The 24,330-nt window shown below is 71.8% G+C and carries 18 protein-coding genes and 1 pseudogene; 12 read left to right on the forward strand and 7 right to left on the reverse strand.

Annotated features, from left to right (window positions below):
* Positions 1-15: 15 nt before the first annotated feature.
* The 9 genes and pseudogenes from GGR04_RS07770 to GGR04_RS07810 all read left to right on the forward strand — a co-directional run.
* Positions 16-1,266, forward strand: a pseudogene (locus tag GGR04_RS07770) (polyhydroxyalkanoate depolymerase); the annotation flags it as partial.
* A gap of 676 nt (positions 1,267-1,942) precedes the next feature.
* Positions 1,943-2,383, forward strand: a complete 441-nt coding sequence (locus tag GGR04_RS07775; RefSeq protein WP_183199274.1) for a DUF2852 domain-containing protein — start codon at positions 1,943-1,945, stop codon at positions 2,381-2,383.
* Positions 2,384-2,602: 219 nt separating this feature from the next.
* The gene (locus GGR04_RS07780; RefSeq protein WP_312857420.1) at positions 2,603-3,376 is read left to right on the forward strand and encodes a M48 family metallopeptidase; all 774 of its coding nucleotides are present in this window, start codon (positions 2,603-2,605) and stop codon (positions 3,374-3,376) included.
* A 135-nt stretch (positions 3,377-3,511) separates the two neighbouring features.
* On the forward strand, positions 3,512-4,246 hold the full coding sequence (locus GGR04_RS07785) for a phosphoribosylanthranilate isomerase (protein ID WP_183199402.1): 735 nt from the start codon (positions 3,512-3,514) through the stop codon (positions 4,244-4,246).
* Positions 4,243-5,466: a tryptophan synthase subunit beta gene (gene trpB, locus GGR04_RS07790; RefSeq protein ID WP_183199276.1), complete on the forward strand. Its 1,224-nt coding sequence runs from the start codon at positions 4,243-4,245 to the stop codon at positions 5,464-5,466. The genes GGR04_RS07785 and trpB overlap by 4 nt, the downstream gene beginning before the upstream one ends.
* A 5-nt stretch (positions 5,467-5,471) precedes the next feature.
* Entirely contained in the window at positions 5,472-5,783 is a 312-nt protein-coding gene (locus GGR04_RS07795; protein WP_183199277.1) for a hypothetical protein, read from the forward strand.
* Positions 5,784-5,917: 134 nt separating this feature from the next.
* Positions 5,918-6,745, forward strand: a complete 828-nt coding sequence (gene trpA / locus GGR04_RS07800; RefSeq protein WP_183199278.1) for a tryptophan synthase subunit alpha — start codon at positions 5,918-5,920, stop codon at positions 6,743-6,745.
* Positions 6,746-6,824: 79 nt separating this feature from the next.
* Entirely contained in the window at positions 6,825-7,742 is a 918-nt protein-coding gene (accD, locus tag GGR04_RS07805) for an acetyl-CoA carboxylase, carboxyltransferase subunit beta (protein WP_183199279.1), read from the forward strand.
* 29 nt (positions 7,743-7,771) lie between these two features.
* Complete coding sequence (locus tag GGR04_RS07810; protein ID WP_183199280.1) at positions 7,772-9,112, forward strand: bifunctional folylpolyglutamate synthase/dihydrofolate synthase; 1,341 nt, start codon at positions 7,772-7,774, stop codon at positions 9,110-9,112.
* 4 nt (positions 9,113-9,116) lie between these two features.
* Here GGR04_RS07810 and bluB read toward each other — a convergent pair whose 3' ends face one another.
* Positions 9,117-9,749, reverse strand: coding sequence for a 5,6-dimethylbenzimidazole synthase (gene bluB, locus GGR04_RS07815; RefSeq protein ID WP_183199403.1), 633 nt, complete (start codon positions 9,747-9,749; stop codon positions 9,117-9,119).
* A gap of 145 nt (positions 9,750-9,894) precedes the next feature.
* Between bluB and queC the strand changes: the two genes are divergently transcribed.
* From queC to queE, 3 genes are read left to right on the forward strand one after another with little or no spacing between them, the layout of a single operon-like run.
* Positions 9,895-10,593 carry a 7-cyano-7-deazaguanine synthase QueC gene (queC, locus tag GGR04_RS07820; protein ID WP_183199281.1) on the forward strand — a complete coding sequence of 233 codons (699 nt, stop codon included), beginning with the start codon at positions 9,895-9,897 and terminating at the stop codon, positions 10,591-10,593.
* Positions 10,593-10,949, forward strand: coding sequence for a 6-carboxytetrahydropterin synthase QueD (queD, locus tag GGR04_RS07825; RefSeq protein ID WP_183199282.1), 357 nt, complete (start codon positions 10,593-10,595; stop codon positions 10,947-10,949). The genes queC and queD overlap by 1 nt, the downstream gene beginning before the upstream one ends.
* Complete coding sequence (gene queE, locus GGR04_RS07830; RefSeq protein ID WP_183199283.1) at positions 10,868-11,671, forward strand: 7-carboxy-7-deazaguanine synthase QueE; 804 nt, start codon at positions 10,868-10,870, stop codon at positions 11,669-11,671. Before queD ends, queE begins: the two co-directional genes overlap by 82 nt.
* A 78-nt stretch (positions 11,672-11,749) precedes the next feature.
* Here queE and trxA read toward each other — a convergent pair whose 3' ends face one another.
* The 6 genes from trxA to GGR04_RS07860 all read right to left on the reverse strand — a co-directional run bounded on the left by trxA (position 11,750) and on the right by GGR04_RS07860 (position 24,170).
* Entirely contained in the window at positions 11,750-12,073 is a 324-nt protein-coding gene (trxA, locus tag GGR04_RS07835; RefSeq protein WP_183199284.1) for a thioredoxin, read from the reverse strand.
* Between the two features lie 128 nt (positions 12,074-12,201).
* Complete coding sequence (gene addA, locus GGR04_RS07840; protein WP_183199285.1) at positions 12,202-15,873, reverse strand: double-strand break repair helicase AddA; 3,672 nt, start codon at positions 15,871-15,873, stop codon at positions 12,202-12,204.
* Positions 15,870-18,989: a double-strand break repair protein AddB gene (gene addB, locus GGR04_RS07845; protein ID WP_183199286.1), complete on the reverse strand. Its 3,120-nt coding sequence runs from the start codon at positions 18,987-18,989 to the stop codon at positions 15,870-15,872. The genes addA and addB overlap by 4 nt, the downstream gene beginning before the upstream one ends.
* A gap of 241 nt (positions 18,990-19,230) precedes the next feature.
* Positions 19,231-19,944, reverse strand: coding sequence for a nucleotidyltransferase family protein (locus GGR04_RS07850; protein ID WP_183199404.1), 714 nt, complete (start codon positions 19,942-19,944; stop codon positions 19,231-19,233).
* A 126-nt stretch (positions 19,945-20,070) separates the two neighbouring features.
* Positions 20,071-21,633 carry a tRNA (adenosine(37)-N6)-threonylcarbamoyltransferase complex ATPase subunit type 1 TsaE gene (gene tsaE, locus GGR04_RS07855; protein WP_183199287.1) on the reverse strand — a complete coding sequence of 521 codons (1,563 nt, stop codon included), beginning with the start codon at positions 21,631-21,633 and terminating at the stop codon, positions 20,071-20,073.
* A complete protein-coding gene (locus tag GGR04_RS07860; RefSeq protein ID WP_183199288.1) occupies positions 21,630-24,170 on the reverse strand; it encodes a sensor histidine kinase in 2,541 nt (846 codons plus the stop codon). Before GGR04_RS07860 ends, tsaE begins: the two co-directional genes overlap by 4 nt.
* Positions 24,171-24,330 lie beyond the last annotated feature (160 nt).

The following is a 24,330-nucleotide window of genomic DNA, read 5'->3' on the forward strand; positions in this document are numbered from 1 at the left end:
AGAACGTGGGAGTGCATGTTGTACGAATTCTACGAGTGGAACCATGCGATGCTGGCGCCGATGCGGGCGGTGGCCGACGCGACGCGCCTGATCTACGGCAACCCGCTGAACCCGCTCGCCCATACGGGCATGGGGCGCACGGTGGCGGCGATGGCCGAGGTGTTCGAGCGCTCGACCCGCGTCTACGGCAAGCCCGAATGGGGTCTGCACGACACGTTCGTGGACGGCATGCGGGTGCCCGTGGTGGACCGGGTCGTCTGGGAGAAGCCCTTCGCGCGGCTGCTGCATTTCGAGCGCGAGCTGCCGGCCGGGCGCCGCGCCGACCCGCGCTTCCTCATCGTCGCGCCGATGTCGGGCCATTACGCGACGCTCCTGCGCGGCACGGTCGAGGCGCTGCTGCCCTATGGCGACGTCCACATCACCGACTGGACGGACGCGCGCACCGTGCCGGTGGCGGCCGGCCGCTTCGACCTCGACGACTACGTCGACTACGTCATCGAGATGCTGCGCTTCCTCGGGCCGGACACGCACGTGATCGGCGTCTGCCAGCCGGCGGTGCCCGTGATGATGGCGGTGGCGCGCATGGAGGAGGACGAGGATCCCTGCTCGCCCGCCACGATGACGCTGATGGGCGGGCCGATCGACACGCGCATCAACCCGACCGGCGTGAACAAGCTGGCCGAGTCCAAGGGCATCGACTGGTTCAAGCAGAACGTCATCATGAAGGTGCCGTTTCCCCAGCCGGGCTTCCTGCGCGAGGTCTATCCCGGCTTCCTGCAACTCACCGGCTTCATGTCGATGAATCTCGACCGGCACCTCATCGCCCACAAGGAGTTCTTCCTCCATCTCGTGAAGCATGACGGCGACCCGGCCGAGAAGCACCGCGCCTTCTACGACGAATACAACGCCGTGATGGACCTCACCGCCGAGTTCTACCTGCAGACGGTGGACGAGGTCTTCATCAAGCACTCGCTGCCGAAGGGCGAGATCACCCATCGCGGCCACCGGCTCGACATGGCGAAGATCCGCCGCACCGCGCTCCTCACCGTCGAAGGCGAGAACGACGACATTTCCGGCGTCGGCCAGACGCAGGCCGCGCAGACGCTCTGCTCCTCGCTGCCCGACGACATGCGCGTCCACTACCTGCAGCCCAAGGTCGGCCATTACGGCGTCTTCAACGGCTCGCGCTTCCGCGCCGAGATCGCGCCGCGCATCGTCGACTTCGCGCTGACGCATGGCGGCAAGCACGGCCGCGCACCGGTTCCCGTGCCCGATCGCTCGGCCGAGGCGCGAGAGCCCGCGCTGCAGCCGCCCGAGGCGCTCGACGCCGCCCAGACGCAGCCGCTCGCCTTCGCGGCGCCCGAGGCCGTGGCGGACGACGCGCCGGCTGCCGAGGTCGCGGCGACCGAGGTGCCCACGACCGAGGTATTCGCGACCGAGACGGCGATCACGCCGAACGAGCCCGAGCCTGCGGCGCCGGTCGAGACGCCCGTTGCCGTAGCGGACGGCGAAGCGGAGATTGTCGAGGCAGGAGAGGCGAGCGCCTTGCACGGGCATCCCGCCCACGCCGCGGACACGGCCCTGGTGCCGCCGGTGCTGGAGCTTCCCGTGGCCCCGGCCGCCCCGCCGGTCCTCGCCGATCTCGAAGCCGCGCTCGGCGCGGGCGCCGAGCCGGTGCCCTCGATCCTGCCGGAAGGCTTCCTCGACACCGCGGCGGGCGCCCCGACGATCAAGGGCAGCCCGAAGCTGGTGAAGGCGGCGACGCGCCCGCGCCGCAAACGCTGACGCCGCGACCTCGACGATCCCGGCTCTGGCGGCCGAGATCGCGGCCCGCGATCACGAAATCGGCCGATCCGTTGAACGCTCCGTTCGCCGAACCCACATCCTGTGTCGGGATCATCGCCCGCTTCCCATGGGCTTCGATGAAACGGAACACAGTCACATGAGGTCGCAAGCTTTGATACGTCCCGCCTGGACGCCCGCCACCATCGCCCTGATGGTGTTGGGCTTCATGGTCTACTGGCCGCTAGGCTTCGCCGTTCTCGCCTACATCCTCTGGGGCGATCGCCTCGAGCTTTTCCGCGCGGATGTCGGGCGCACCACCGACCGCGTGATGGCGGGCTTCCGTCGCTCGGGCGCGCGCATGCCCTTCGCCGCAGAGCGCACCGGCAACGTCGCCTTCGACGATTGGCGCGAGGGCGAGTTGAAGCGCCTCGACGAGGAGTGCCGCCGCCTGAACGAGGCGAGCGCCGAGTTCGAGTCCTATGCGCGCGAACTGCGCCGCGCCAAGGACCAGGAGGAGTTCGACCGCTTCATGTCGGACCGCGCCCGCAACCGCCGCGGCGCCGAGGTCGTGGACGCAGAGATGGTGCCCGCCCGCTGATCCGAGGGCGAACCGCCTCCATCGCGAGCCGTCGGCCTTCGGGCCGGCGGCTCTTTCGTTTCGGGGAAGGCGATGCGCCTTTCGCAGCCCACAGCCGCGGCCGGCCTCAGCCGATCCCGCCGGAAAATGAGTGCCGCCCTCTTGGCCCCCGCGGCGCCGCGTGGTGTCGTGCGCCGGGCCCGTCGCCCGTTCGATCGACACCCTCCCGCACACCGATTCGTGAAGTCCGTCCTGCCCACGCTCCTTCGTCGCCTCGTCTCGCCGCGTCCGCCGGCTGCCTCCCGCTTTCCCGAGACGATCGACCTCGGCGGGCGCTCGCTTCCCGTCGTCGTGCGCCCGCACGCCGCGGCCCGGCGCATCACCATGCGTCTCGCGCCCGGCGGCGAGGCCGTGCGGCTGACGGTGCCGCCCCGTGTCTCGCCGACGCTTGTCGCCGCCTTTCTCGACCGTCACGCCGGCTGGGTCCGCGAGCGCCTCGCCGGCGCGCCGCCGCTCGATCTCGTCGCGCCCGGCACGCTGCTGCCGTTTCGCGGCGGGACGCTGCGCTGCCGGCACGAGACCGGCCGGCGCGCCGCGCGCATCGAAGCGAACGGCCCCGGCGACCATGGCCTGACGGTCGGCGGCGATCCCGCGCGTTTCGCGCGCCGGGTGCGCGACGCATTGAAGCGCGAGGCGCGGGGCGATCTCGAAGCCGCGGTGGCGGGGCATGCGCAAGCCGTGGGTCTCGCGCCGCGCGCCATCGCGCTGAAGGACACGGTGAGCCGCTGGGGCTCCTGCACCGCGGACCGGCGCCTCGCCTTCTCCTGGCGCATCGTCATGGCGCCGCCCTTCGCGCTCGACTATCTCGCCGCCCACGAGGTGGCGCATTTTCGCGAGATGAACCACGGCCCGCGCTTCTGGGCGCTCTGCCGCGAACTCTGCCCCGACATGGACCGGGGCCGCGCCTGGCTGAAGAGCGAGGGCGCGAGCCTCCATCGCTTCCGCTTCGACTGAACGCGCCTCGAAACGGCACCGGGCGGCGCGACCATCGGTCGTGATCGGTGTTTTCGCCTTGTCCCGGCCGCCATCCGGCGCGATAAGGTCGATCTTTCCATCCGATCTCACCAGGCAGCACGGACCCTCGGCGTGATACGACCGCACATCAAGATTTGCGGACTGAAGAGCGAAGCGCTGATCGACGCGGTGCTGGCGCGCGGCTGCACCGAGATCGGCCTCATGCATTTCGAGCCGAGCCCGCGTCACCTTCCCATCGAGGACATGATCCGCCTGCGCACCCATGTCGGCGGGCGCGCCTCGGTGACGGTGGTGACCGTGGACCCGTCGGACGAACTCGTGGCGCGGATCGCGGCACGCGTGCGGCCCGACACGTTGCAGCTCCACGGCAAGGAATCGATTGCGCGGGTCGCAGAGATCGCGGCGTCCAGCGGCCTCTCGACCATGAAGGCGATCTCGGTCGCGACGGCCGGGGATCTCGAGGCCATCGCGCCCTATCGCGCCGTCGCCGACCGCATCCTTCTCGACGCCAAGCGTCCGAAGGGTTCGGTCCTGCCCGGCGGCAACGGCGTCTCCTTCGACTGGGCGCTGCTCGATGCGCTCGGCGGGGACCGCGACTTCATCCTGTCCGGCGGTCTTAACGCCGACAACATCGCGGAAGCCCTGCGCCGCATCCGCCCGAGAGGCTTCGATCTCTCGTCCGGCGTCGAGACGGCACCCGGCGTCAAGGATGCCGGCCTCGTGCATCGCTTCTTCGACGCCGTCGATGCCGCGCTCGCCGCGGAACAAACGGACGGGGGGAGCGCTCCCCCTTCGATGGCCGAAACCGGCCAGCCCGATCACCTCACGCAGGAACGGCGATCCGCATGACCGAGATTCCGACGCCCAACTCGTTCCGCATGGGCCCCGACGACGAAGGCCGCTTCGGCCTGTTCGGCGGGCGTTTCGTCGCCGAGACGCTGATGCCGATCATCCTCGACCTCGAGGCCGCCTACAAGGCGACGAAGACCGACGAGGGCTTCCAGGCGGAGCTAGCCGATCTCCAGACCCACTACACCGGTCGCCCCAGCCCGATCTACCACGCGACGCGGCTCTCCGAGCATTTCGGCGGCGCGCAGATCTGGTTCAAGCGCGAGGAGCTGAACCACACCGGCTCGCACAAGATCAACAACTGCCTCGGCCAGATCCTGCTGGCGCGCCGCATGGGCAAGACGCGCATCATCGCCGAGACCGGCGCCGGGCAGCACGGCGTCGCCACCGCCACGGTCTGCGCGCGCTTCGGCATGCCCTGCGTCGTCTTCATGGGCGCCACCGACGTCGAACGTCAGAAGCCCAACGTCGTGCGCATGAAGATGCTCGGCGCCGAGGTGCGCGCCGTGACGGCAGGCGCCGGCACGCTGAAGGACGCGATGAACGAAGCCTTGCGCGACTGGGTCACCAACGTCGCCGACACCTACTATCTCATCGGCACCGCCGCCGGACCCCATCCCTACCCGGCGATGGTGCGCGACTTCCAGCAGATCATCGGCGACGAGACGCGCGCCCAGATGATCGAGGAGACCGGCCGGCTGCCCGACGCGGTCGTCGCGTGCGTCGGCGGCGGCTCCAACGCCATCGGCATGTTCCGCGCCTTCCTCGATGATCCCGAGGTCGCGATCTACGGCGCCGAGGCCGGCGGCCACGGGCTCGACGTCGAGAACGGCCATGCCGCCTCGATGAGCGGCGGGCGCCCCGGCGTCCTCCATGGCAACCGCACCTATCTGCTGCAGGACGCCGACGGGCAGATCCTCGAAGGCCACTCGATCTCGGCCGGGCTCGACTATCCCGGCGTCGGCCCCGAGCACGCCTGGCTGCGCGACACCGGCCGCGTCTCCTACGTGCCCGTCACCGACAAGGAGGCCGTGGAGGCCTTCCACCTCTGCACCCGGCTGGAGGGCATCATCCCGGCGCTGGAGACCGCGCACGGCCTCGCTCACATCGCCAAGATCGCGCCGGGCATGAGCCCCGACCAGTCGATCGTGCTCTGCCTCTCGGGCCGCGGCGACAAGGACGTCAACACCATCGCCGCGCTGATGGGCATGGACATCTGAAGGCGATGGCGGCGCGACCCGAACCCTATCGGCCGCGCCGCTTCGACGGCTTGGGCCTTTGGCCCGTCGGTGACGGGGTGCTGAAGGCCTACGGCATCAGCGCGACGCCGGAGCCGGTCGAGACTGCGCGGATCGACGCAGCGAAAGCGTGCGTTGCCGCGCTGACGATCGAGGGGCCGGACGGTGGCTTCGTCATACTCCATCGGGGCGAGGAAGCGATGTGGCTCCTCGTCCACTGGTGGATGCCGGGCGGGATGCTGGCGGAGCGCCTGTTCCCGAGCCGACCTCGACACCGCCGACGACTACCGTGCCGTTGACCGGCCACTGATGGCCTGCGTATGGGAACTCGTCGTCATCGCCTTCGAGCGCGATGCCTATGTGGAAACGCGGATGAGCGGTCGCGATGCGCAAGCGTATCTCGCTCGGACATTGCCAGACGGGAGTTATTGAGGTGACCACACGCATCGAGACGCGGTTCGAGGCGCTGAAGCGCGAGGGCCGTCCGGCGCTCGTCACCTTCGTCATGGCGGGCGATCCCGACACCGAGACCGCGCTCGCCGTGATGAAGGCGCTGCCGGCCGCCGGCGCCGACCTCATCGAGTTCGGCATGCCCTTCTCCGACCCGATGGCCGACGGGCCCGCGATCCAGCGCGCCGGACTGCGCGCGCTCGGCTCCGGCCATACGCTCGGCGCGACGCTGGAAACGGTGCGCCGCTTCCGCGAGGGCGACGGCGAGACGCCGGTGATCCTCATGGGCTATTTCAACCCCGTCTACATCTACGGCGTCGAACGCTTCGTCGCTGAAGCCAAGGCCGCCGGCGTCGACGGGCTGATCGTGGTCGACCTGCCGCCGGAGATGGACGGCGAGCTTTGCCTGCCCGCCATCGAGGGCGGCCTCAACTTCATCCGCCTGGCGACGCCGACCACCGACGAGAAGCGCCTGCCGGCTGTGCTGAAGAACACCTCGGGCTTCGTCTACTACGTCTCGATCAACGGCATCACCGGCTCGGCGGCGCCCGACACCGCGCAGGTCTCGGCGGCAGTTGCCCGCATCAAGGGCCAGACCACATTGCCCGTCTGCGTCGGCTTCGGCGTGCGCACGGCCGAACAGGCCGAGGCGATCGGCCGCCATGCCGACGGCGTGGTGGTGGGCTCGGCCCTCGTCGCCGCGTTGGAGGGCGCCGAGGGCGGCGCACGGGACGCGCAGGTCGAGGCCGTTGCCGCGCTGGTTCGCGAGATCGCCGGCGGCCTTCGCCGCATCAAGCTTGTGGCGGCTTGAGCCCGTCGTCCTCTCTCCTTCGCGCGGCCGCGCCCACAGCCAGCGGCCCCGACGCTCTTTCCGGAAGGACCTTCGTCCCGTGAACTGGATCACCAACTACGTCCGCCCGAAGATCTCCTCGCTCCTCGGCCAGCCCTCGCGCGAGGTGCCGGAGAACCTCTGGATCAAGTGCCCGGAGACGGGCGAGATGGTGTTCCACAAGGATCTGGAAGCCAACCAGTTCGTCATCCCCTCCTCGAACTTCCACATGCGCATCGGCGCACGCGACCGGCTGACCACGTTTCTCGACGGCGGCGTGTTCGAGGAGATCGAACTCGACAAGGTGCCGGTGGACCCGCTGAAGTTCCGCGACGAGCGCCGCTATGTCGACCGCTTGAAGGATTCGCGCACCAAGACGGGGCTCGAGGATTCGGTTCTCGTCGCCTGCGGCGAGATCGAGCGCCTGCCGATCGTCGCGGCGGTGCAGGACTTCTCCTTCATGGGCGGCTCGCTCGGCATGGCCGCCGGCGAGGCGATCGTCACCGCCGCCGAGACGGCGGTGGACCGTCGGCGCCCGCTCGTGCTCTTCGCCTCCTCGGGCGGGGCGCGCATGCAGGAGGGCATCCTCTCGCTCATGCAGCTGCCGCGCACCACGGTCGCGGTGGAGATGGTGAAGGATGCCGGGCTTCCCTACATCGTGGTTCTGACCAACCCGACCACCGGCGGCGTCACCGCGTCCTACGCGATGCTCGGCGACGTCCACATCGCCGAGCCCGGCGCGCTCATCGGCTTCGCCGGCCCGCGCGTCATCGAGCAGACGATCCGCGAGAAGCTGCCTGAAGGCTTCCAGCGCTCCGAATACCTGATGGAGCACGGCATGGTGGACATGGTGGTGCACCGGCACGAGTTGAAAGGAACGATCGCCCGCCTGCTCAAGGTGCTGACCAAGGCCGAGATCTCGGCCGAGCCCGCGCCGCCGGAGCCGGACGCGCACGAGACGCCGGCCGAGGCGGCCTGACCGCGCCGCCGCACAGCCCGAGACCGCCCGTGAGCGCCCCCACCAGCCTCGCCGACGCCGAGATCGGCAAGCTCCTCGCCCGCCACCCCAAGGGCTTCGACCTGAAGCTCGACCGGATCCGCCGCCTTCTGGCGGTGCTTGGCGATCCGCAGGGGCGCATGCCGCCGACGATCCACGTCGCCGGCACCAACGGCAAGGGCTCCACGATCGCCTTCTCGCGCGCCATTCTCGAGGCGGCGGGCCAAGGCGTCCACGTCCACACCTCGCCCCATCTCGTCGACTGGCACGAGCGCTACCGGTTGGCCGATCCTGCGGGCGGGCCGGGCCGGCTCGTCGACGACGCGCGGCTGGCCGAGACGATGCGGCGCGTGGCGGCGGCCAATGGCGATGAACCCATCACCGTCTTCGAGCTCCTCACCGCCGTAACCTTCGTGCTCTTCAGCGAGGCGCCGGCCGACGCGGTGCTGCTCGAAGTCGGCCTCGGCGGGCGCTTCGACGCCACCAACGTGGTGGAACGCCCGGCGGTGAGTGTCGTCACCGCGATCTCGCTCGACCATCAGGCCTATCTCGGAGACAGGGTGGAACTCGTCGCCGCCGAGAAGGCCGGCATCTTCAAGCCCGGCGTTCCCGTGGTGATCGGCCCGCAGGCCGAGCCCGCCGCGCTCGACGTGCTCAAGCGCCACGCCGCGCGAACCCGCGCCGAGACGATGGTCTACGGCGAGGACTTCTTCGCCTTCACCGAGCACGGGCGCCTCGTCTACCAGGACGCGCGCGGGCTGCTCGACCTGCCGATGCCGCGCCTGCCCGGCCGCCATCAGATCGGCAATGCCGCAACGGCCATTGCGGCGCTGCGGCTCGCCGGGTTCGACCCCTCGCCGTCGGCGATCGAGCGCGGGATGCAGGGCGTGGAATGGCCCGGCCGCCTGCAGCGCATCACCTCCGGCCCGCTCTTCGACCTTGCGGCGGACGGCTCCGAACTCTGGCTCGACGGCGGCCACAATCCCGGCGCCGGCCTCGTGATCGCCGAGACGCTCGCCGACATGGAGGACCGCGTCCAGCGCCCGCTCTTCCTCATCGCGGGCATGCTGACGACGAAGGAGCCGGTGGGCTTCTTCGAGGCCTTCGCCGGCATGGCGCGCCGGGTCTTCACGGTGCCGATCGCCTCGTCCGACAGTGCGATGAGCCCGGAAGACCTCGCGGACGCCGCGATCGTGGCGGGGCTGGAAGCCGAGCCCTGTGCAAGCGTCGCCGAGGCGATCCGTCTGGTCTCCACGGGCTGGCGCGCCGTGCCCGCGCCGCGCTTCCTCGTCTGCGGCTCGCTCTACCTCGCCGGCGAGGTGCTGCGCGACAGCCGCCTCGCGCCGCGCTAGCGGCCTATCGCTCGACGAGGACGACGGGCCGGCGATCCTGCCAGCCGCTCGTCAGCAGGTCCGGCTCGGTCGTCTCGCATTCGGGATAGCCGAGGCACAGCAGTGCGACGAGCGACCAGTCGGCGGGCACGTCGAGGAGCGCGGCGACGGGGCCGGGGTCGAGGATCGACACCCAGCCGAGCCCGATGCCCTCCGCGCGCGCGGCCAGCCACAGCGTGTGGATCGCCATCACCACCGAGTAGCGCAGCATCTCCGGCATGGTGGCGATGCCGAGGCCGTGGCCGGCGGCGGGCGTCTCGTCGCAAAAGACCGCGAGGATCGAGGGTGCCTCCCGCAGCCCGTGCAGCTTGAGCGCCCGGTAGGCGGCGGCGCGGGCGGGATCGTAGGCTTGCGCGGCACGCCCGCTTGCCGCGTCGACATGGGCCGCGAGGGCGAGGCGCCGGTCCGGCGACGCGACGTGGACGAAGCGCCAGGGCTGCGCATGGCCGACCGAGGGGGCGAGCGCGGCCGCGGCCAGGAGCCGCCCGATCGCACCCTCGGGCAGAGGATCGCGCCGGAAGCGCCGCACGTCGCGCCGCCAGGCGAGCAGTGTCTCGAACCGCGCCCGGAAGGCCGCGTCGAAGGCGGGCGCCGCCATGTCCTCGCTCACGATGCGAGCCTGCGGAGACCGGCTTTCGGCGGGGATGAGCGGATTGTCGTTTGCCGCCCGGTCCCGCCTCGCCTAGACCACGCCTGGATACATCCGGTCGCAGCCCACCCGGTCAAAACAAGGGATCCCATCCGTGAACACTCTTCTCGTCTGCTCCGGCGGGCTGGACAGCGTCGTGCTGGCCCACGACCTGTCCGCCCGCGGCGACCTCGCCGCGCTCATTGGCTTCGACTACGGCCAGCGCCATCGCAAGGAACTCGGCTTCGCGCAAGCCGCGGCCCGCCGCCTCGCCGTGCCGTACCACCCCGTCGATCTCACCGCCATCCAGGGCCTCCTGTCGGGATCGGCGCTCACCGACGCCGTGGAGGTGCCCGACGGGCACTATGCCGAGGCGACGATGAAGGCGACGATCGTGCCGAATCGCAACGCCATCATGCTGACGATCGCCTTCGGCCTCGCGAGCGCCCGGGGAATGGACGCCGTCGCCATCGCCGTGCACGGCGGCGATCATTTCATCTATCCCGACTGCCGGCCGGGCTTCGTAGAGGCCTTCGACGCCATGCAGCGCCATGCGCTGGAGGGCTACGCCACGGTTCGGCTCATGGCCCCCTTCGTCGAGCGTACCAAGGCCGACATCGTGCGCGACGGCGCACGCACCGGCACGCCCTTCGACGAGACCTGGAGCTGCTACCGGGGCGGAGAGATCCATTGCGGTCGCTGCGGCACCTGCGTGGAGCGGCGCGAGGCCTTCGCGCTCGCCGGCGTCGAGGATCCCACGGTCTACGAGGACAGGGATTTCTGGCGCGGCGCGGTGGAGCGGGCGCGCGGCTGATGTTCAGGATCACCAAACGCTTCGAGTTCTCGGCCTCGCACGTCCTCTCCGCCCTGCCGGCGGACCACCCCTGCGCGCGCCTTCACGGCCACAACTACGTCGTCGAGGTGGAACTCTCCGCGGCCGAGCTGGGCGAGACCGGGTTCGTTCGCGACTACCGCGAGCTTTCCGTGCTGAAGCACTATCTCGACGAGACGTTCGACCACCGCCATCTCAACGACGTGCTCGGGCACGACCGGGTGACGGCGGAGGTGCTGGCCCACCACCTCTTCGAATGGTGCGCCGCGCGCTTCGCCGAGACCAGCGCGGTGCGCGTCTCGGAAACGCCGAAGACCTGGGCGGAGTACCGCCCGTGACCGGCGGGGCGATCCGCGTGTCGGAGATCTTCGGTCCGACGATCCAGGGCGAAGGCACGCTGATCGGCGAGCCCACCGTCTTCGTGCGCACCGGCGGCTGCGACTACCGCTGCGGCTGGTGCGACACGCTCCATGCCGTCGATCCCACCTTCCGCGACACGTGGCGGCCGATGACGGCCGAGGCGATCCTCGCGCGGGTGCGCGATCTCAGCGGCGGGCGCCCACTCGTGGTCTCGCTGTCGGGCGGCAATCCCGCCATCCAGCCATTGGGCGAGCTGATCGCGCTCGGGCGCGGCGAAGGCTACCGCTTCGCGCTGGAGACGCAGGGGTCGATCCCGCGCGACTGGTTCGCGGCGCTGGACACGCTGGTGCTCAGCCCTAAGCCCCCCTCCAGCGGCATGGCGCCGGACTGGCAGGCGTTCGAGGCCTGTCTCGCCGCGGCCGGCGCGGCACCGCGAACGGTGATGAAGATCGTGGTGTTCGACGCCGCGGACTATCGCTTCGCCCGCGAGGCCGCGGCGCGTCATCCCCAGCTGGCGGTCTTCCTCCAGCCGGGCAACCTCGTGACCGGGAAGGCCAGCCCGGACGAGGCGGCGGACCTCGAAGCCTTGGCCGCACGCATGCGCTGGCTGGTGGAAACCGTGATCGCCGACGGCTGGTTCGCGGCGCGGGTGCTGCCGCAGCTCCACGTGCTGCTCTGGGGCAACCGCCGGGGCGTCTGACGTCTCTCCGGCTCAGGACACGAAAAGGCTCGCATCGATCGCTCGATGCGGGCTTCGTTCAGCCAAAGGTCGAAACCGTCAGGCGGCGACGTTGGAGTTGATCCAGGCGACGAGCTTGGACTTCGGCGCGGCGCCGACCTGCACGGAGGCCTGCTCGCCGTCCTTGAAGAGCATGAGCGTCGGGATCGAGCGAACGCCGAACTGCGCGGCGAGGTCGGGATTCTCGTCGATATTGACCTTCACCACGTCGATGCCGGCCATCTCCTCGGAGATCTCTTCCAGGCTCGGCGCGATCATCTTGCAGGGGCCGCACCACTCCGCCCAGAAATCGACGACCACGGGCTTCGACGCCTGGAGGACGTCGGCTTGGAAATTGCTGTTGTCGGTCTTCTTCGTGGCCATCGGAAGGCTCCGTTCGGCGGCGGCGTCGCTTGTCGCGGCGCATCGCCCGAGGTTTCGTCGGCCGCGCGCGCCGAGGAATCGGGGCGGGCGCCGGGTCCCACCATAGGTAGATGGCGCGTAGCCCTCGTTCAAGCCGTCGGCTCGATCGCCTCCGGCATCGGCGTGCGTGCCCGCGCCTCGCGCAGGGCGAGCGCGGCGTCGAGCCGCTCGTCCGGCAGCTCCATCAGGAGCGGGCCTTCGGTGAAGAGGAGGGCGGCGGAGACCCGGCGACCGGGATAGAGCGGGCGCACGAGGTCGCGATAGAGCGCGAGCTGCAGGAGGTAGGGTTCGGGCACGGCGTCGAGCGTGCGGGGATGCGGCCGGTTCGTCTTGTAGTCGAGAATGCGCACCGTCTCCATGTCGACCGACAGCCGGTCGATCGTGCCGTTGACGCGGTAGGCGTGTCCGCCGAGCTCCAGACGGCCGGAGAGCGCCACCTCCGCCCGGCTGCCGGGGGCGAAGAAGGGCGCGAAGGCGGGATCATCGAGAATCGCGAGGATCTGATCGGCGAGCCGCGCGCGGTCGGCCCTGTCGAGGAAGGCGCCGGCAGTGTCGAGATGATCGCGCAGCGCCGGCTCGCGCTCGGCCGGGGGCAGATCCGGCAGCAGCTGCAGCAGGCGGTGCACGAGCGCGCCGCGGCGCAAGCCCGGGCCGGGCTCGCCGCCGGAGCCCAGCACCGGCGAGACTGGGCGTTCGGGGCCGGCGGGGGGCAGCGAATCGTCGAGCGCCTCGATGCGGTGGGCGCCGCCGGCCGAGGAGGGCGAGAGCGGGCGCGGCGGCGCCGGCTCCGGGGGCAACGGCGAGAGGTCGATCGGACGCACGGCGCGGGGCGCCTCGCCAGCCTGCGGCGCCAGCTTGACGGCCGCCGGATCGGCGCCGAGACGCAGCGCCGTGCGCTCGCCGGTGGCGGGATCGCGGATGTCGCGCGCGGTTCGGCCGAGCGCGGCTTCCACGCGCTGCAGCCAGCTGTTCTCGTCGGGTCCGCGCACGCCCGAGAGGCCGCAGACCACGAGCCGGTCGGCGGCGCGCGTCAGCCCGACATAGAGGAGCCGGCGGTACTCGTCCTCGGCGCGCGCCTTTTCCGCCTCGCGCAAGCTTGTCACCACCTCGTTGCGAAGTGCCGCCTCGGGGCACCAGAGAAAGCCCGGCGGCGTGCCCGGCACGAGGCCCGGCATCGCCGTCCACTCCATCAGCTTGGCGGAATGGGCGTGACTGAAGGGCGCCGAGCCGGGATCGACCAGGAACACCACCGGCGCCTCCAGCCCCTTCGAGGCGTGGGTGGTCATGATGCGGACCTCGCCGCGCCCATGCTCCATCTCGCGCTTGATCGTCGGGGGCGCGGCCGTGATGTTGGCGAGGAAGGCGTCGAGCCCGCCGCGCCCGGCCTCCTCCTCGGCGAGCGCGAGGTCGAGGAACGCGTCCACCACGTCTCCCGCGTCGCGCCCGAGCCGGGCGCCGAGCTTCGCGCGCCCGCCCTCCGGCCCGAGGATGCGCGCGAAGAAGGGAAACACCGTCTCGAAGCCGGCGCGCCGGCGCAGCTCCTCCAGCCGCGAAAAGGCGCCGGCGGCCTTCGCCAAGAGGCTGGCCCGCGCCCCGGCCGGGACGAAGGCGGGGAGGCGTGTGGCGCCCTCGGGGCGGGCGAGCCGACGCAGCGCCAAGTAGAGGGGCTCGATCTGCCCCTGCGTGCCCCGCGAGAGGGCGAGCGCCATCAGGTCGTCGTCGTCGAACCCGAAGAGTGGGCTTTTGAGCACCGCGGCGAGCGACAGCTCGTCCTCGGCATTGGAGACGACGCGCCCGAGCGCGACGAGGTCGGCGACGGCGATGTGGTCGGTGATGACGAGCCGGTCGGCGCCGGCGACGGGGATGCCGGCCTCGCGCAGCGCCGCGCCCATGGCGGCGACGAAGCCCGAGCGCTTGCGCACGAGGACGAGCATGTCGCCGGCCCCGAGCGGGCGCTCCACGCCCTTCACGCGGATCGGCTGGCCGATCCACTCGGCGATCTGCGCGGCGATGCGCCGGGCCAGCCGGTTGGCGGGGCTGGACTCCGGCTGGTGGTCGATCGGCGCCAGCCAGTCGTCGCTGGCGGCCACGGCGGCCGGCACGAGCGCCGGCCAGACCTCGATGAGGCCGGGCTCGCCGGCCCGCGCCGAGACGTGGACCGGCGGCTCGTCGCCGGCGCTGAGGCCCCGCCGGTCGGCGGGCTCGGCGAAGACCTCGTCGACGGCCTGGAGGATGTCGGCGACCGAGCGGAAGGACTGGTGCAGCTCGACGCGCGAGAAGGGCAGGCCTGCATGGGAGGCGAGGCGCTCCATGCCCGTCCGCTCGGCCGAGAACATGGCGGGCGAAGCGCCCTGGAACGAGTAGATCGACTGCTTCTCGTCGCCCACCGCGAAGACCGTGCGCGGGCGCTCGCGGGCCGCGGCGCCGGCGAAGAACTCCTCCACGAGCTGGCGCACCACCTCCCACTGCCGGGGGCTGGTGTCCTGCGCCTCGTCGACGAGAACGTGGTCGATGCCGCGGTCGAGCTTGTAGTGCACCCAGGCCGAGGCCTCGGTGCGCAGGAGGAGATCGGCGGTGCGCACGATCAGGTCCTCGAAGTCGAGTTGGCCGCGCCGGCGCTTCAGCGCGGCATAGTCGGCCTCCAAGCGGCCCGCGATCACCAGCGCGGCACGGCTGGCGCGCGCCAGGCGCAGCGTCGCCAGCCGCTCGCTCGCCTCCGAGACGAACGCGGTCGCCTCCTCCAGGCGCTCCGTGAAGTCGGCGAAGCGCTCGCTCACCGCCTTGGTGGCGACGCTCGCGGGCTTGTAGGGCTCGCCGTCGGCCTTCAGGAGGATCGCCTTCAGGGCGGCGAAGCGCAGCGCCGGGTCCTCGGCGGTATCGAAGGCGAGGAGCTTGGCGGAGAGCTTGGCGTCGGTGGCCTTGGCCGAGCGCGCGGCGGCCTCCGCCAAGGCCTCGCGGAAGGGCTCGTCGAGGCCGGGCGGGTCGATCGCGCCTTCGAGGATCGTCGTCTCGCTCTCGTCCGCGCCGAGGCCGAGCGCCCGGCGCAGATGCTCGGCGGCGCCCTCGACCCCGCCGACGGCGTCGAGATGGCGGCGCAGCCGGTCGCGCTTGGCGACGATCTCGGCGACGAGCGCGTCGAGCCCCCATTCGCCCGCGAGCGCCAGCGCGTCGGCGAAGGCGGTGCCGAGAATGGCCTCCTCAGCATCTTCGGCATCCGGCCCCGCGGAGGCGCCGGCGACGAGAAGCCGGCGCGCCTCGGCCAGCAGAATGGCGCTCGCGGTCTCGTCCATCACCTCGAAATGGCCGGGGATGTTGGCCTCCAGCGGAAACTGGTGGAGAATCGCCTCGCAGAAGGCGTGGATCGTCTGGATCTTCAGCCCGCCCGGCGTTTCCAGCGCGCGGGCGAAGAGCCGGCGCGCCTCGCGAAGGCGGGCCGGCGAGGGGTCGCCCGCCTCCAGCCGGCGCAGCGCGGCCGCGAGATCGGCGTCGGGCAGCGTCGTCCAGCCCGCGAGGCGCGCGAAGACGCGGGTCTGCATCTCGGCGGCGGCGGCCTTGGTGTAGGTGAGGCAGAGCACCTTGGAAGGGTCGGCCCCCGCCAGCAGCAGGCGCACCACGCGCTCGGTGAGGACGTGCGTCTTGCCCGAGCCCGCGTTGGCGGCGACGAAGACCGAGCGAGCGGGATCGGAGGCGAGGCGTTGGGCGGCCTCGGTGGCCGGCGAGACGGCGGTTTGCGAGAGGGTGGTTTGCGAGACGGGGGTCATTCGGCGGCTCCCTCCTCTTCGCCGACCGCGGCGACGGCCCATTCGCGGGCCCGCGCCAGATGATCGTAGGGGCCGGAGAAGTCGCCGGCGACGAAGGGCCGGGCGCGCGACAGATAGCCGGTCTCAGCCAGGCGATATTGCGCGGCGAGCCCCCGGAAGCGCGCGAGCGCGGCGTCGGCGAGATCCTCGGCCGTCTGCGGCTCGGCACTGCGCCCGCCGGAATGCGCGAGCCGCTCCTCGTAGAATTCGCGCTCGCGAAGGCGCACGTAGAGGAGATCGCCGAGCGGCGTGCCCCTCGCGATCGCCGCGAAGCCGCCGAGCCGCACCATCACCGCCTCCAGCGGCAGCTGGGGGCTGAGCAGCGTGCGCGCCTGTTTCACCGAGGGCTCGGTGCCCGTCTTGTAGTCGACGATCTCCACCCGCCCATCGCGCAGCCGGTCGATCCGGTCGGCATATCCGCGCAGCGTCATGCCGAGATCGGCGAAGGGCACCTCGCCCTCGATCTCGGTGAAGCGCTCGGCAACGCGAGGGCTGCGCTCGCGCTCCCAGGCCACCATGTGGCGGGCGAGCGTCACCATGCGCGGCCACCACACGGCCTCGATCTCGGCCGGCAGCGCCGCCGCGTCGAACTCGGCGCGGGCGAGCGCCAGCAGCGCGCCCTCCGCGCCCTCGTCGGCGGCGTCGATGCCGGCCTCCACGAAGCGGTGGAGCACCGCATGGTAGAGCTGGCCGCGCTCGGCGGCGCCGGGCGCGCGGATCATCGGGGGCAGCGGGTCGAGCCGCAGCACGCGCCGGGCATAGACGGCATAGGGATCGCGGATCCAGGTCTCGACCTCGGTGACCGACACGCTCACCGGGCGCGCCTCCACGGGCGGGCGGGGCTCGGGCCGCGCGATCGGGGGCGCGTGGGGGGCGTCGTCGAGGCGCCGGGCATGGGCGAGATAGGGCTCGCCGCGCGCCGCCAGCGCGGCCGCGCCCTCGGGGCCCGCCAGCGTCAGGATGCGCTGCAGCCAGCGCGAGCGGATGGCGGGCGCGCCGCCGGCCCGGCGGGCGCGCGTCATCACCACGCGGCGGCTGCCGAGCGCCATCCAGAGATCGTGCGCGGCGAGGCCGATGCGGCGCTCCGGCGGGTCGAGCGCGATCTCCGAGCGCATGATGCGCGAGAGAAAGGCGTCGGAACGCGCCGCGCGCGGCCAAGTGCCCTCGTTCAGCCCACCGAGGATCATCATTTCGACATGCTGCAGACGCGCCTCCAGCGCGCCCCAGACGAAGACGCGGCGCGACAGGCCGCCGCGCGGCTGCACGGCGACGTCGGCCATGAGGGCGCGCACCACGTCCGGCAGCTCTGCCGAGCGGATCGTAAAGCCGGTCTCGGGCGCCGCGACGAGCCCGGCAAGGAAGTCGCGCAGCGCGATGCCCGGCTCCTCGGCGTAGAGCGCGGTGGTGCGCCCGTCCTCGTCCCGCGCCAGCGCCTCCAGCACCTGCGTCAGCGCCGTGGCATAGCCGGCGAGTTCGCGCTCGCCCGAGCCGCGCAGGCGCGTCAGCGGTTCGAGCGCCGCCTCCAGCCGCCGCGCCGCCTCCGCCGCACCGTCGCGCTCGCCGGCGCCGAGCAGCCGAACGGGCCGCACCGGACGCCCGCCCTCCGCCTCGGCCGCCTCGCGCGCCCGGCCGAAGAGCCCCGCAAGGCCCGCGCCGTCGGCGACGCCGGTGCCACCGCGCAGCGCCACGAGCTCGATCGTGCGCGCGGCATCGCGGGCCTCGCCGATGGTGAAGCCCAGCCGCAGCAGCGGGTGCTTGAGCAGCGACAGGATCGCCACGGGATCGCCGGGCTCCAGCGCCACCGCCAGCGCCAGCCCGGTGAAGGTTCCCGGTGCGGTGCCCGCCAACGGCCGGCCCGCCGAATCGTTGGCGCGGATGCCGAAGCGCTCGAGCTCGGCCACCACGCGGCGGGCGAGGTTGCGGTCGGGCGTCGTCAGCGCCACCGTGACGTCGGGGTCGGCCAGCGCGTCGCGGATCGCCACCGTGATCGCCAGCGCCTCCTCGCGCTCGTCCGCGGCCTCGGCGAGCTCCAGTCCCTCCAGCGCCGCGGCGCCATGGCGCCCCGCCGCCTCGTGCCAGAGATCGGTGGTCTCGGCCGGGCGCAGCGCGTCCGAGAGGAACCGCTCGCGCGCCCACAGCGGATCGCCGGCCTCGGTGCCGATCGCCTCCACCGCGTCGCGGTCGATCTGCAGCCCCTCGAGAATGCGCCGCAGGCCGTATTGCGGATGGCCGGGCGCTGCGATCGAGCGGGCGCGGTCGATCGCAGCGAAGCTCGGCGCGTCGAGATGCCCGTCGAGGCCCGGCAGCACAACGGCGCCGTTGGCGAGGTTCGCCACCGCCCGCAGAAAGCGCAGCGTCGAGGGCGCCGTCGCCGTGGTGCCGGCCACCAGCAGCGGCGAGGGCGAGCCGCGCTCCGTCAGACGCGCCGCCTCCATGTCGAACCAGCGCACGCGCAGCGCCGCCGCGTCGTCCGCGCCGCGATCCCGCAGGATCGCCGGCCAGTGCTCGGAGAGGATGGCGAGAAAGCGCAGCGTCAGCTGCCACCATTCCGCCAGCCGGTCGGGCGCGAGCTGCGCGAGGCCCGCCAGCCCCGCCTCGTCGGTGGTCGCCTCGTCGAGAAAGGCCGCGAGATCGCCCGCGAGATAGAGCGCATCCGCCGCCGAGGCCGGCAGCACCCGCTCCTCGCCTGTGAGAATGCGCAACGCTGCGCGGTTGAGCTCGTCCTTCCACACCCGCACCAGCCGCGCCAGGATCAGCCGCCGCTCCAGCGCGTCCATCTCCGGCGTCAGCCCCGCGCCCGGGCCTGGGCCAGGGCGGGAATGGAGCGCCGTCTCGTCGGCGTCGCCGAGCGTGCGGATCGCCGGCAGGATCGCCGCCCGGCCCCCGAGGCACTCCGTGAACGCCTCGCCCAACGCGCGCGCCGCCCGGCGCGTCGGCACCAGCACCGTCAGCCCCGCCAGCGCCAGCGGGTCGGCCGCGAAATCATGGCCCGGCAGAAACCGTCCCTCCAGCACCCCGCGCGCCAGCGTCGGTAGAAAGGGCAGGCCCGGCGATAGGGAAAAGACGTTCGTGCGCATCCCCGCCACCCTAGCCGCCTCCGCCTGCTTCACAAAGCGCGACTGTGGCGGCGGCTTAGAAGCGGGGCTGCCGCCCCGAGCCCCGCCCTGGGGCTGACACCCCCGGACCCCCACTTTCTTATATCAGCCTTGGGCGAGGGCCAGCGGCCCTCTCCCAAGGCTGACGGAAGGGAGGGGGTTCCAAGGGCCTCAGGCCCTTGGCGGGGTGCAGGGGCAGCGCCCCTGCGTCCAGGCCACCGCCTCAGGCGTGCTGCATTCGGGTGGCGCTGGCGAGGAAGGCGGCGTCGGCCTCCTTCACGGCCTTCGGGGTGCCGACGGTGAGCCAGAGGCCGTCGAGGCGCACGCCGAAGAGGCGTTCGGTTTCGATCGTGGTGTCGAAGACGCGGTTGAGGGAGAAGGTCTCTTCGGCAAGGTCGCGGAAGAGGTCGGGCTTCAGGATGGCGGCGCCGGCATAGATGAAGGGGCTCAGGTTGCGCTCGGCGACGCGGCGCAGGCGCCCCTCGCGGTCCATGGTGAAGTCGCCGCGGCCCTCGTAGCCGGTGGCCTGGCGCATTTCGGCGATGAGGAGGAGGAGGTCGGCCTCGGTGGGGTTCCAGAGGTCGGCCATGAGATCGAGATTGTCGCGGTAGCCGTCGATCCAGAACGTGTCGGAGTTGACGAGGTAGAACGGGTCGTCGCCGATGAGCGGCAGGGCGCGCACGATGCCGCCGCCCGATTCCAGCAGCCGGTCGGTCTCGTCGGAGACGAGCACCTCCATGTCGCGGCGCTTGCGCAGATGGGCGCGCAGGAGGTCGGCCATGTAGTGGACGTTGACCACCACCCTTTCCACGCCGTTGCGGGCGAGCGCGTCGAGCCCGTAGTCGATGAGGGCCTTGCCGTGCACCTCGACGAGGGGCTTGGGGATGGTGGAGGTGATCGGGCGCATGCGCTTGCCGAGGCCGGCGGCGAGGATCATCGCGGTCTTCGGCTTCGGGGCGCGGGGGGGCTTCGGCGCGAAGCGGGGGGGCTTGGTGGCCGCCGGAGCGAGGGAGGGCAGGGCGGCGAGGGGATGGCGCGAGGTCAAGAGGCGAAGGTCCGGCGATCAGGGGTGAGGCGGCTCGGGGTCGTCGGCGAGGACGTCCCATTCCCGGTAGAGCGCGGCGAGGGCGGTCAGCGCGGGATGGTCGAGCGTGCGCTTGAGATAGGACTTAATCCGAGGAATGTGACGCAGATATTGCGGCTTGCCGTCGCGCAGCTTCAGCCGCACGAAGATGCCGAGGATCTTGGTGGCGCGCTGCGCGGCGGTGATGGCGTAGGCGCGCTCGAAGGCGAAGGCGTCGAACGCGGGATCTCGGGCCCGGCGGGCGGCGACGTAGGCGGCGACGAGGCGGGCTTCCAGCTCGGGGGCGACGTCGACGCGCGCGTCCTGCGCCAGCGACGCGAGGTCGTAGGCGGTGGGGCCGACCATCGCGTCCTGGAAGTCGAGGAAGCCGACGCGCGTGGGTCCGTCTTCGCCGGGCTGCCACAGGAGGTTGGGCGAGTGCACGTCGCGCAGGAGGAGATGCGTCTCCGCCGCGCCCAGCTCGCGGAAGAGATCGTCCCACGCCGCGTCGAAGGCGGCGCGCTCGGCGGCGTTCGCCGGGCGCCCGTGCCGGTGCGGCCAGTACCATTCGGGCAGCAGCGACACCTCGATGGCGAGCGCCCCGTGGTCGAAGGGCGGCACGACGTGGACGGCGCCCCCGGCGGTCTCGATCCGGGGATCGAAGGGCGCGGCGTGGAGCGCGGCGAGCGCGAGGGCCGCGGCCTCGTAGCGCTCCTTGATCGGGCGGCCCGCGGCGTCGAGCACGCCCTCGCGGCCGAGATCGGTCATCACCACGAGCCCGGCCTCTACGTCGGCGGCGAGAATGCGGGGCACGCGCAGGCCGCGGCGCGCAAGCTCTTCGGCGACCGCCACGAAGGGCAGCGCGTCGAGTGCGGTGTGGGCGAAGTGGGTGTAGGGCAGCCCGTCCTTCACCGGGGGGCCGGGCGGCAGGCGGGGGGCGTCCATCAGGACGAGCGCCTCGCCCTCGGGCCCGCGCACGCTCTCGTAGCGCCGGGCCGAGGCGTCGCCCGGAAAGGGCGCGCGGGCAGCGCCGGGCTGGCCGGCGGCGTCGAGGAAGGCACGCACCTGCAGCGTGCGGCCGACCCGCAAAGCGGCTTCGGCCGCGCAGCGGATCTCGGCGATCCGCCCGCCCCCGATCGCGTCGCGCAGCGTCAGGTGGATGTTGGCGAGTTCCAGAACGCGCTCGGCGCGCTCGGGCCATTCGCAGAGCACGATGCCGGTCTCGGCGGCCTCGTCAAAGCCGAGCTCGTCGAGCTCGCTCTCGTCGGCGATACGGTAGAGGTCGAAATGCGTGGTCTTCGGCCGCGTCTCGTAGATCTGCGTGAGCGTGTAGGTGGGGGAGGGCACGTCGAGCGCGGGATCGGCGGCGAGCGCGCGAACGAAGGCGCGCGCGAAGGTGGTCTTGCCGGCGCCAAGTTCGCCCGAAAGCGCCACCACGTCGCCGAAGCCGAGCACGAGCGCGAGATCGCTCGCGAGGCGCCCGGTGGCGGCGTCGTCGGGCAGCGGAACGGCGAAGATGCGCTCGCCGGTCTCGAGGTCGGCGGCGCTCGGGAGCAGGCTCATTCGGCGGCGAGGTCCTTTTCCTGGCGCAGCGCCGGGAAGCGGCAGGTGACGAGCGTGCCGCCGCGCGGCGCCTTGCCGATCTCGACTCGGCCGCCATGCAGCTCGACGAAGCTCTTGACGATGGAGAGGCCCAGGCCGGCGCCGCTCTGGCGCCCGCCCGCGGGGTCGGATTCGAAACGCTCGAACAGGCGCGCGACGTCGCCGGGAGCGATGCCGGGGCCTTCGTCGGCGACGCTGAACAGCACCTCGCCGCGCCCGCGCGCTGCCTTCAGGCGCACGGTGGAGCCGGCGGGGGCGAAGTTGGCGGCGTTGGAGAGGAGGTTGAAGAGGATCTGCGTGACGCGATGCCCATCGGCCCGGAAGGTCGAGCCGGCACCCGCCAGATCGACCTCGAGGCGGATGTCGTTCTCGCGCAGCCGGTCGCGCATCGCGTCGGCGGCATGCTCGACGGTGGCGGCGATGTCGACGTCGGAGAGGTCGAGATCCATGATCCCGGCGTCGATCGTGGCGAGATCGAGGATGTCGTTGACGATGGTCAGCAGCGAGGAGGTGGAGGTGCCGATATAGTCGAGATACTCGCTCTGGCGCTCGTTGAGGGGGCCCGTCTCGGGCGAGCGCAGCAGGGCCGAGAAGCCGATGATGTTGGTGAGCGGCGAGCGCAGCTCGTAGTTCACGTGCTGCACGAAGTCGCTCTTCAGGCGGTCGGCGTTCTCCAGCGCCTCGTTGCGCTCGCGCAGCATGCGCTCGGCGGCGCGCGCGTCGGAGATGTCGGTGAAGGTGAGCATGGTCTGCCCGTTGGGCAGCGGCACGATGCCGAAGGCCTGGACGCGGCCGTCGGAGAGCTCGAACTCGCCGCTCGACGCCTCGCGCGCCGATTCGTCGAAGGCGGTGACGGCCTGCACGAAGGTGAGCCAGGTCGTGTCGGCGACGCCCTCGACGGCGGAGGGGCGGATCGACACCGCCGAGGTGGCGGCGAAGGAGCGGATGTGCGGCTTGGCGGCGAGAAACTCGTCGGAAAGGCCCCAGAGCTCGGCAAAGATCGGGTTCGACAGGCGCAGGCGCCCGTCCTGGCCGAACACCGCCACGCCCTCGCGCAGGAAGTCGAGCGTCTCGCCCTGCAGGCGAACGAGCGCGTTGAGGCGCGATTCCAGCTGCAGCTTCTCGGTGAGGTCCTCGAACACCCAGGTCGCGCCGCCCTGCGGCTCCGGGCTGGTGAAGACGCGCAGCGTGCGCCCGTCGGTGAGGTGCCAGACGACGTCGGTGGGCTGCGTGGCGCGGTGGGCGGCGAGGATGTCGGCCTTGATGTCGCGCAGCGGCCGGTCGTCCGGCAGGATGCCGCGCGAGCGCAGCTGGTCGAGAATGGTGATGTGGTCGGGCGCGGTGTCGAGGAAGGTGGCGGCGAGGTCGAAGAGCTTGGCGAAGGCGGCGTTGTTGTAGATCAGCTGCGTCTTCTCGTCGAAGCGGGCGATCGCGGTGGTGAGGTGATCGAGCGTCTCTGCGTGCGAGCGGATCGTCTCCTTCAGCTCGAGGCGCACGGCCTCGGTGGCCGAGATGTCGATCGCGAGGCCCGCCGAGCCGAACGGGCCGGCCGCGTCGACGACGCGGAAGTTGCGCCGGTCGGCCTCGACCACGGCGCTCAGCTTGTCGTCGAAGCGGCCGGAGCGCGCGGTCTGGGCGGCGATGAGGGCGCGGTCCTGCTCGTTGAGGAACTCGACCTGGCTTTCCACGGCGGAGATGACGCCCGCGGCATCCACCGAGCGGGCATAGGCGGTGTTGACCCAGACGAGCCGGGCCGCCTCGTCGCGCAGCCACATCGGCATCGGCGCGGCGTCGAAGAGCGACTGCATGGTCTCGATCATGCCGTTGGCGCGGGACTGTTCGAGGCGAAGGCTCGCCAGCTCCTCGCGCACGCCCGCCAGCGGCACGAAGCGCAGACACGCAAGCGCCCCGACGGTGCGCCCGGCGACCTCGAGGATGCGCCCGTCCGGGCGCTCGAGCTCGAGGCGGAAGGGTTCGGCGCGGGTGCGCAGCTGCGCGATGGCACGCTCCAGCTCGGCCGCCTCGGCCGGCTCCATCCAGGTGTCGAAGGCGAGAAAGCCGGCGGCGTCCGCGGGAATGCCGAGGCCCTTGGGCAGCGAGCCCGCGAGGTCCGGCGCCCCCGCGCCGGAATAGACCACGAGGCGCTGGCCGTCGTCGGCGAGCAGGCTGCCGCGCCGGTCGGCCTCGTTCACGGCATCGGCGAGGTCGGCGCGAAGGCGCTTGTTCTCGTCCGCGGTCATCGCCTGCTGGCGGATGAGCCAGACGGCGGCGATCATCGCGGCGCCCACGGTGAGCCCGACCAGCGCGAGGTTGAGAATGGTCTCCGGCGCCATGCCGGCGCCGAGGTCCTGGGCCCGGGCGGGCAAGGCGGGCAGCACGGCGAGCGCGGTCCCGCCGGCGAGAAGGGCGGCGCCGATCCGCCGCAACCGCGACGCGAGACCATGCCATCGTCCGGACCGGGTCGCCGGACCCGTTCCCCTCGTCGATTCGCGTTCCATCGTCCCCCGTCCTTCTCAGCCGCCTGTCGAGAAAAGACAGATGTCCCCAAGACCCGGCGCTCCGTTCCCCGCGGAGCGTCGATTCGGCGAATCTAAACGGTGGATAACTTCGCGGAAAGCGCCGGAACGGCACAGGTGGGAAAAAAGAAAAAGCGCCGGG

Source organism: Aureimonas pseudogalii, assembly GCF_014196835.1.
GTDB classification, from domain to species: domain Bacteria; phylum Pseudomonadota; class Alphaproteobacteria; order Rhizobiales; family Rhizobiaceae; genus Aureimonas; species Aureimonas pseudogalii.

What these genes read in the sequence shown, in the direction of transcription:
- queE (WP_183199283.1), top strand. Translation starts at nt 10,868, where the DNA reads ATGGTGCGCCGCGCGCTTCGCCGAGACCAGCGCGGTGCGCGTCTCGGA.
- GGR04_RS07775 (WP_183199274.1), top strand. Translation starts at nt 1,943, where the DNA reads ATGAGGTCGCAAGCTTTGATACGTCCCGCCTGGACGCCCGCCACCATC.
- addA (WP_183199285.1), bottom strand. Translation starts at nt 15,873, where the DNA reads ATGACCCCCGTCTCGCAAACCACCCTCTCGCAAACCGCCGTCTCGCCG.
- addB (WP_183199286.1), bottom strand. Translation starts at nt 18,989, where the DNA reads ATGCGCACGAACGTCTTTTCCCTATCGCCGGGCCTGCCCTTTCTACCG.
- GGR04_RS07860 (WP_183199288.1), bottom strand. Translation starts at nt 24,170, where the DNA reads ATGGAACGCGAATCGACGAGGGGAACGGGTCCGGCGACCCGGTCCGGA.
- tsaE (WP_183199287.1), bottom strand. Translation starts at nt 21,633, where the DNA reads ATGAGCCTGCTCCCGAGCGCCGCCGACCTCGAGACCGGCGAGCGCATC.
- GGR04_RS07795 (WP_183199277.1), top strand. Translation starts at nt 5,472, where the DNA reads ATGGCGGCGCGACCCGAACCCTATCGGCCGCGCCGCTTCGACGGCTTG.
- trxA (WP_183199284.1), bottom strand. Translation starts at nt 12,073, where the DNA reads ATGGCCACGAAGAAGACCGACAACAGCAATTTCCAAGCCGACGTCCTC.
- bluB (WP_183199403.1), bottom strand. Translation starts at nt 9,749, where the DNA reads ATGGCGGCGCCCGCCTTCGACGCGGCCTTCCGGGCGCGGTTCGAGACA.
- GGR04_RS07850 (WP_183199404.1), bottom strand. Translation starts at nt 19,944, where the DNA reads ATGATCCTCGCCGCCGGCCTCGGCAAGCGCATGCGCCCGATCACCTCC.
- trpB (WP_183199276.1), top strand. Translation starts at nt 4,243, where the DNA reads ATGACCGAGATTCCGACGCCCAACTCGTTCCGCATGGGCCCCGACGAC.
- queD (WP_183199282.1), top strand. Translation starts at nt 10,593, where the DNA reads ATGTTCAGGATCACCAAACGCTTCGAGTTCTCGGCCTCGCACGTCCTC.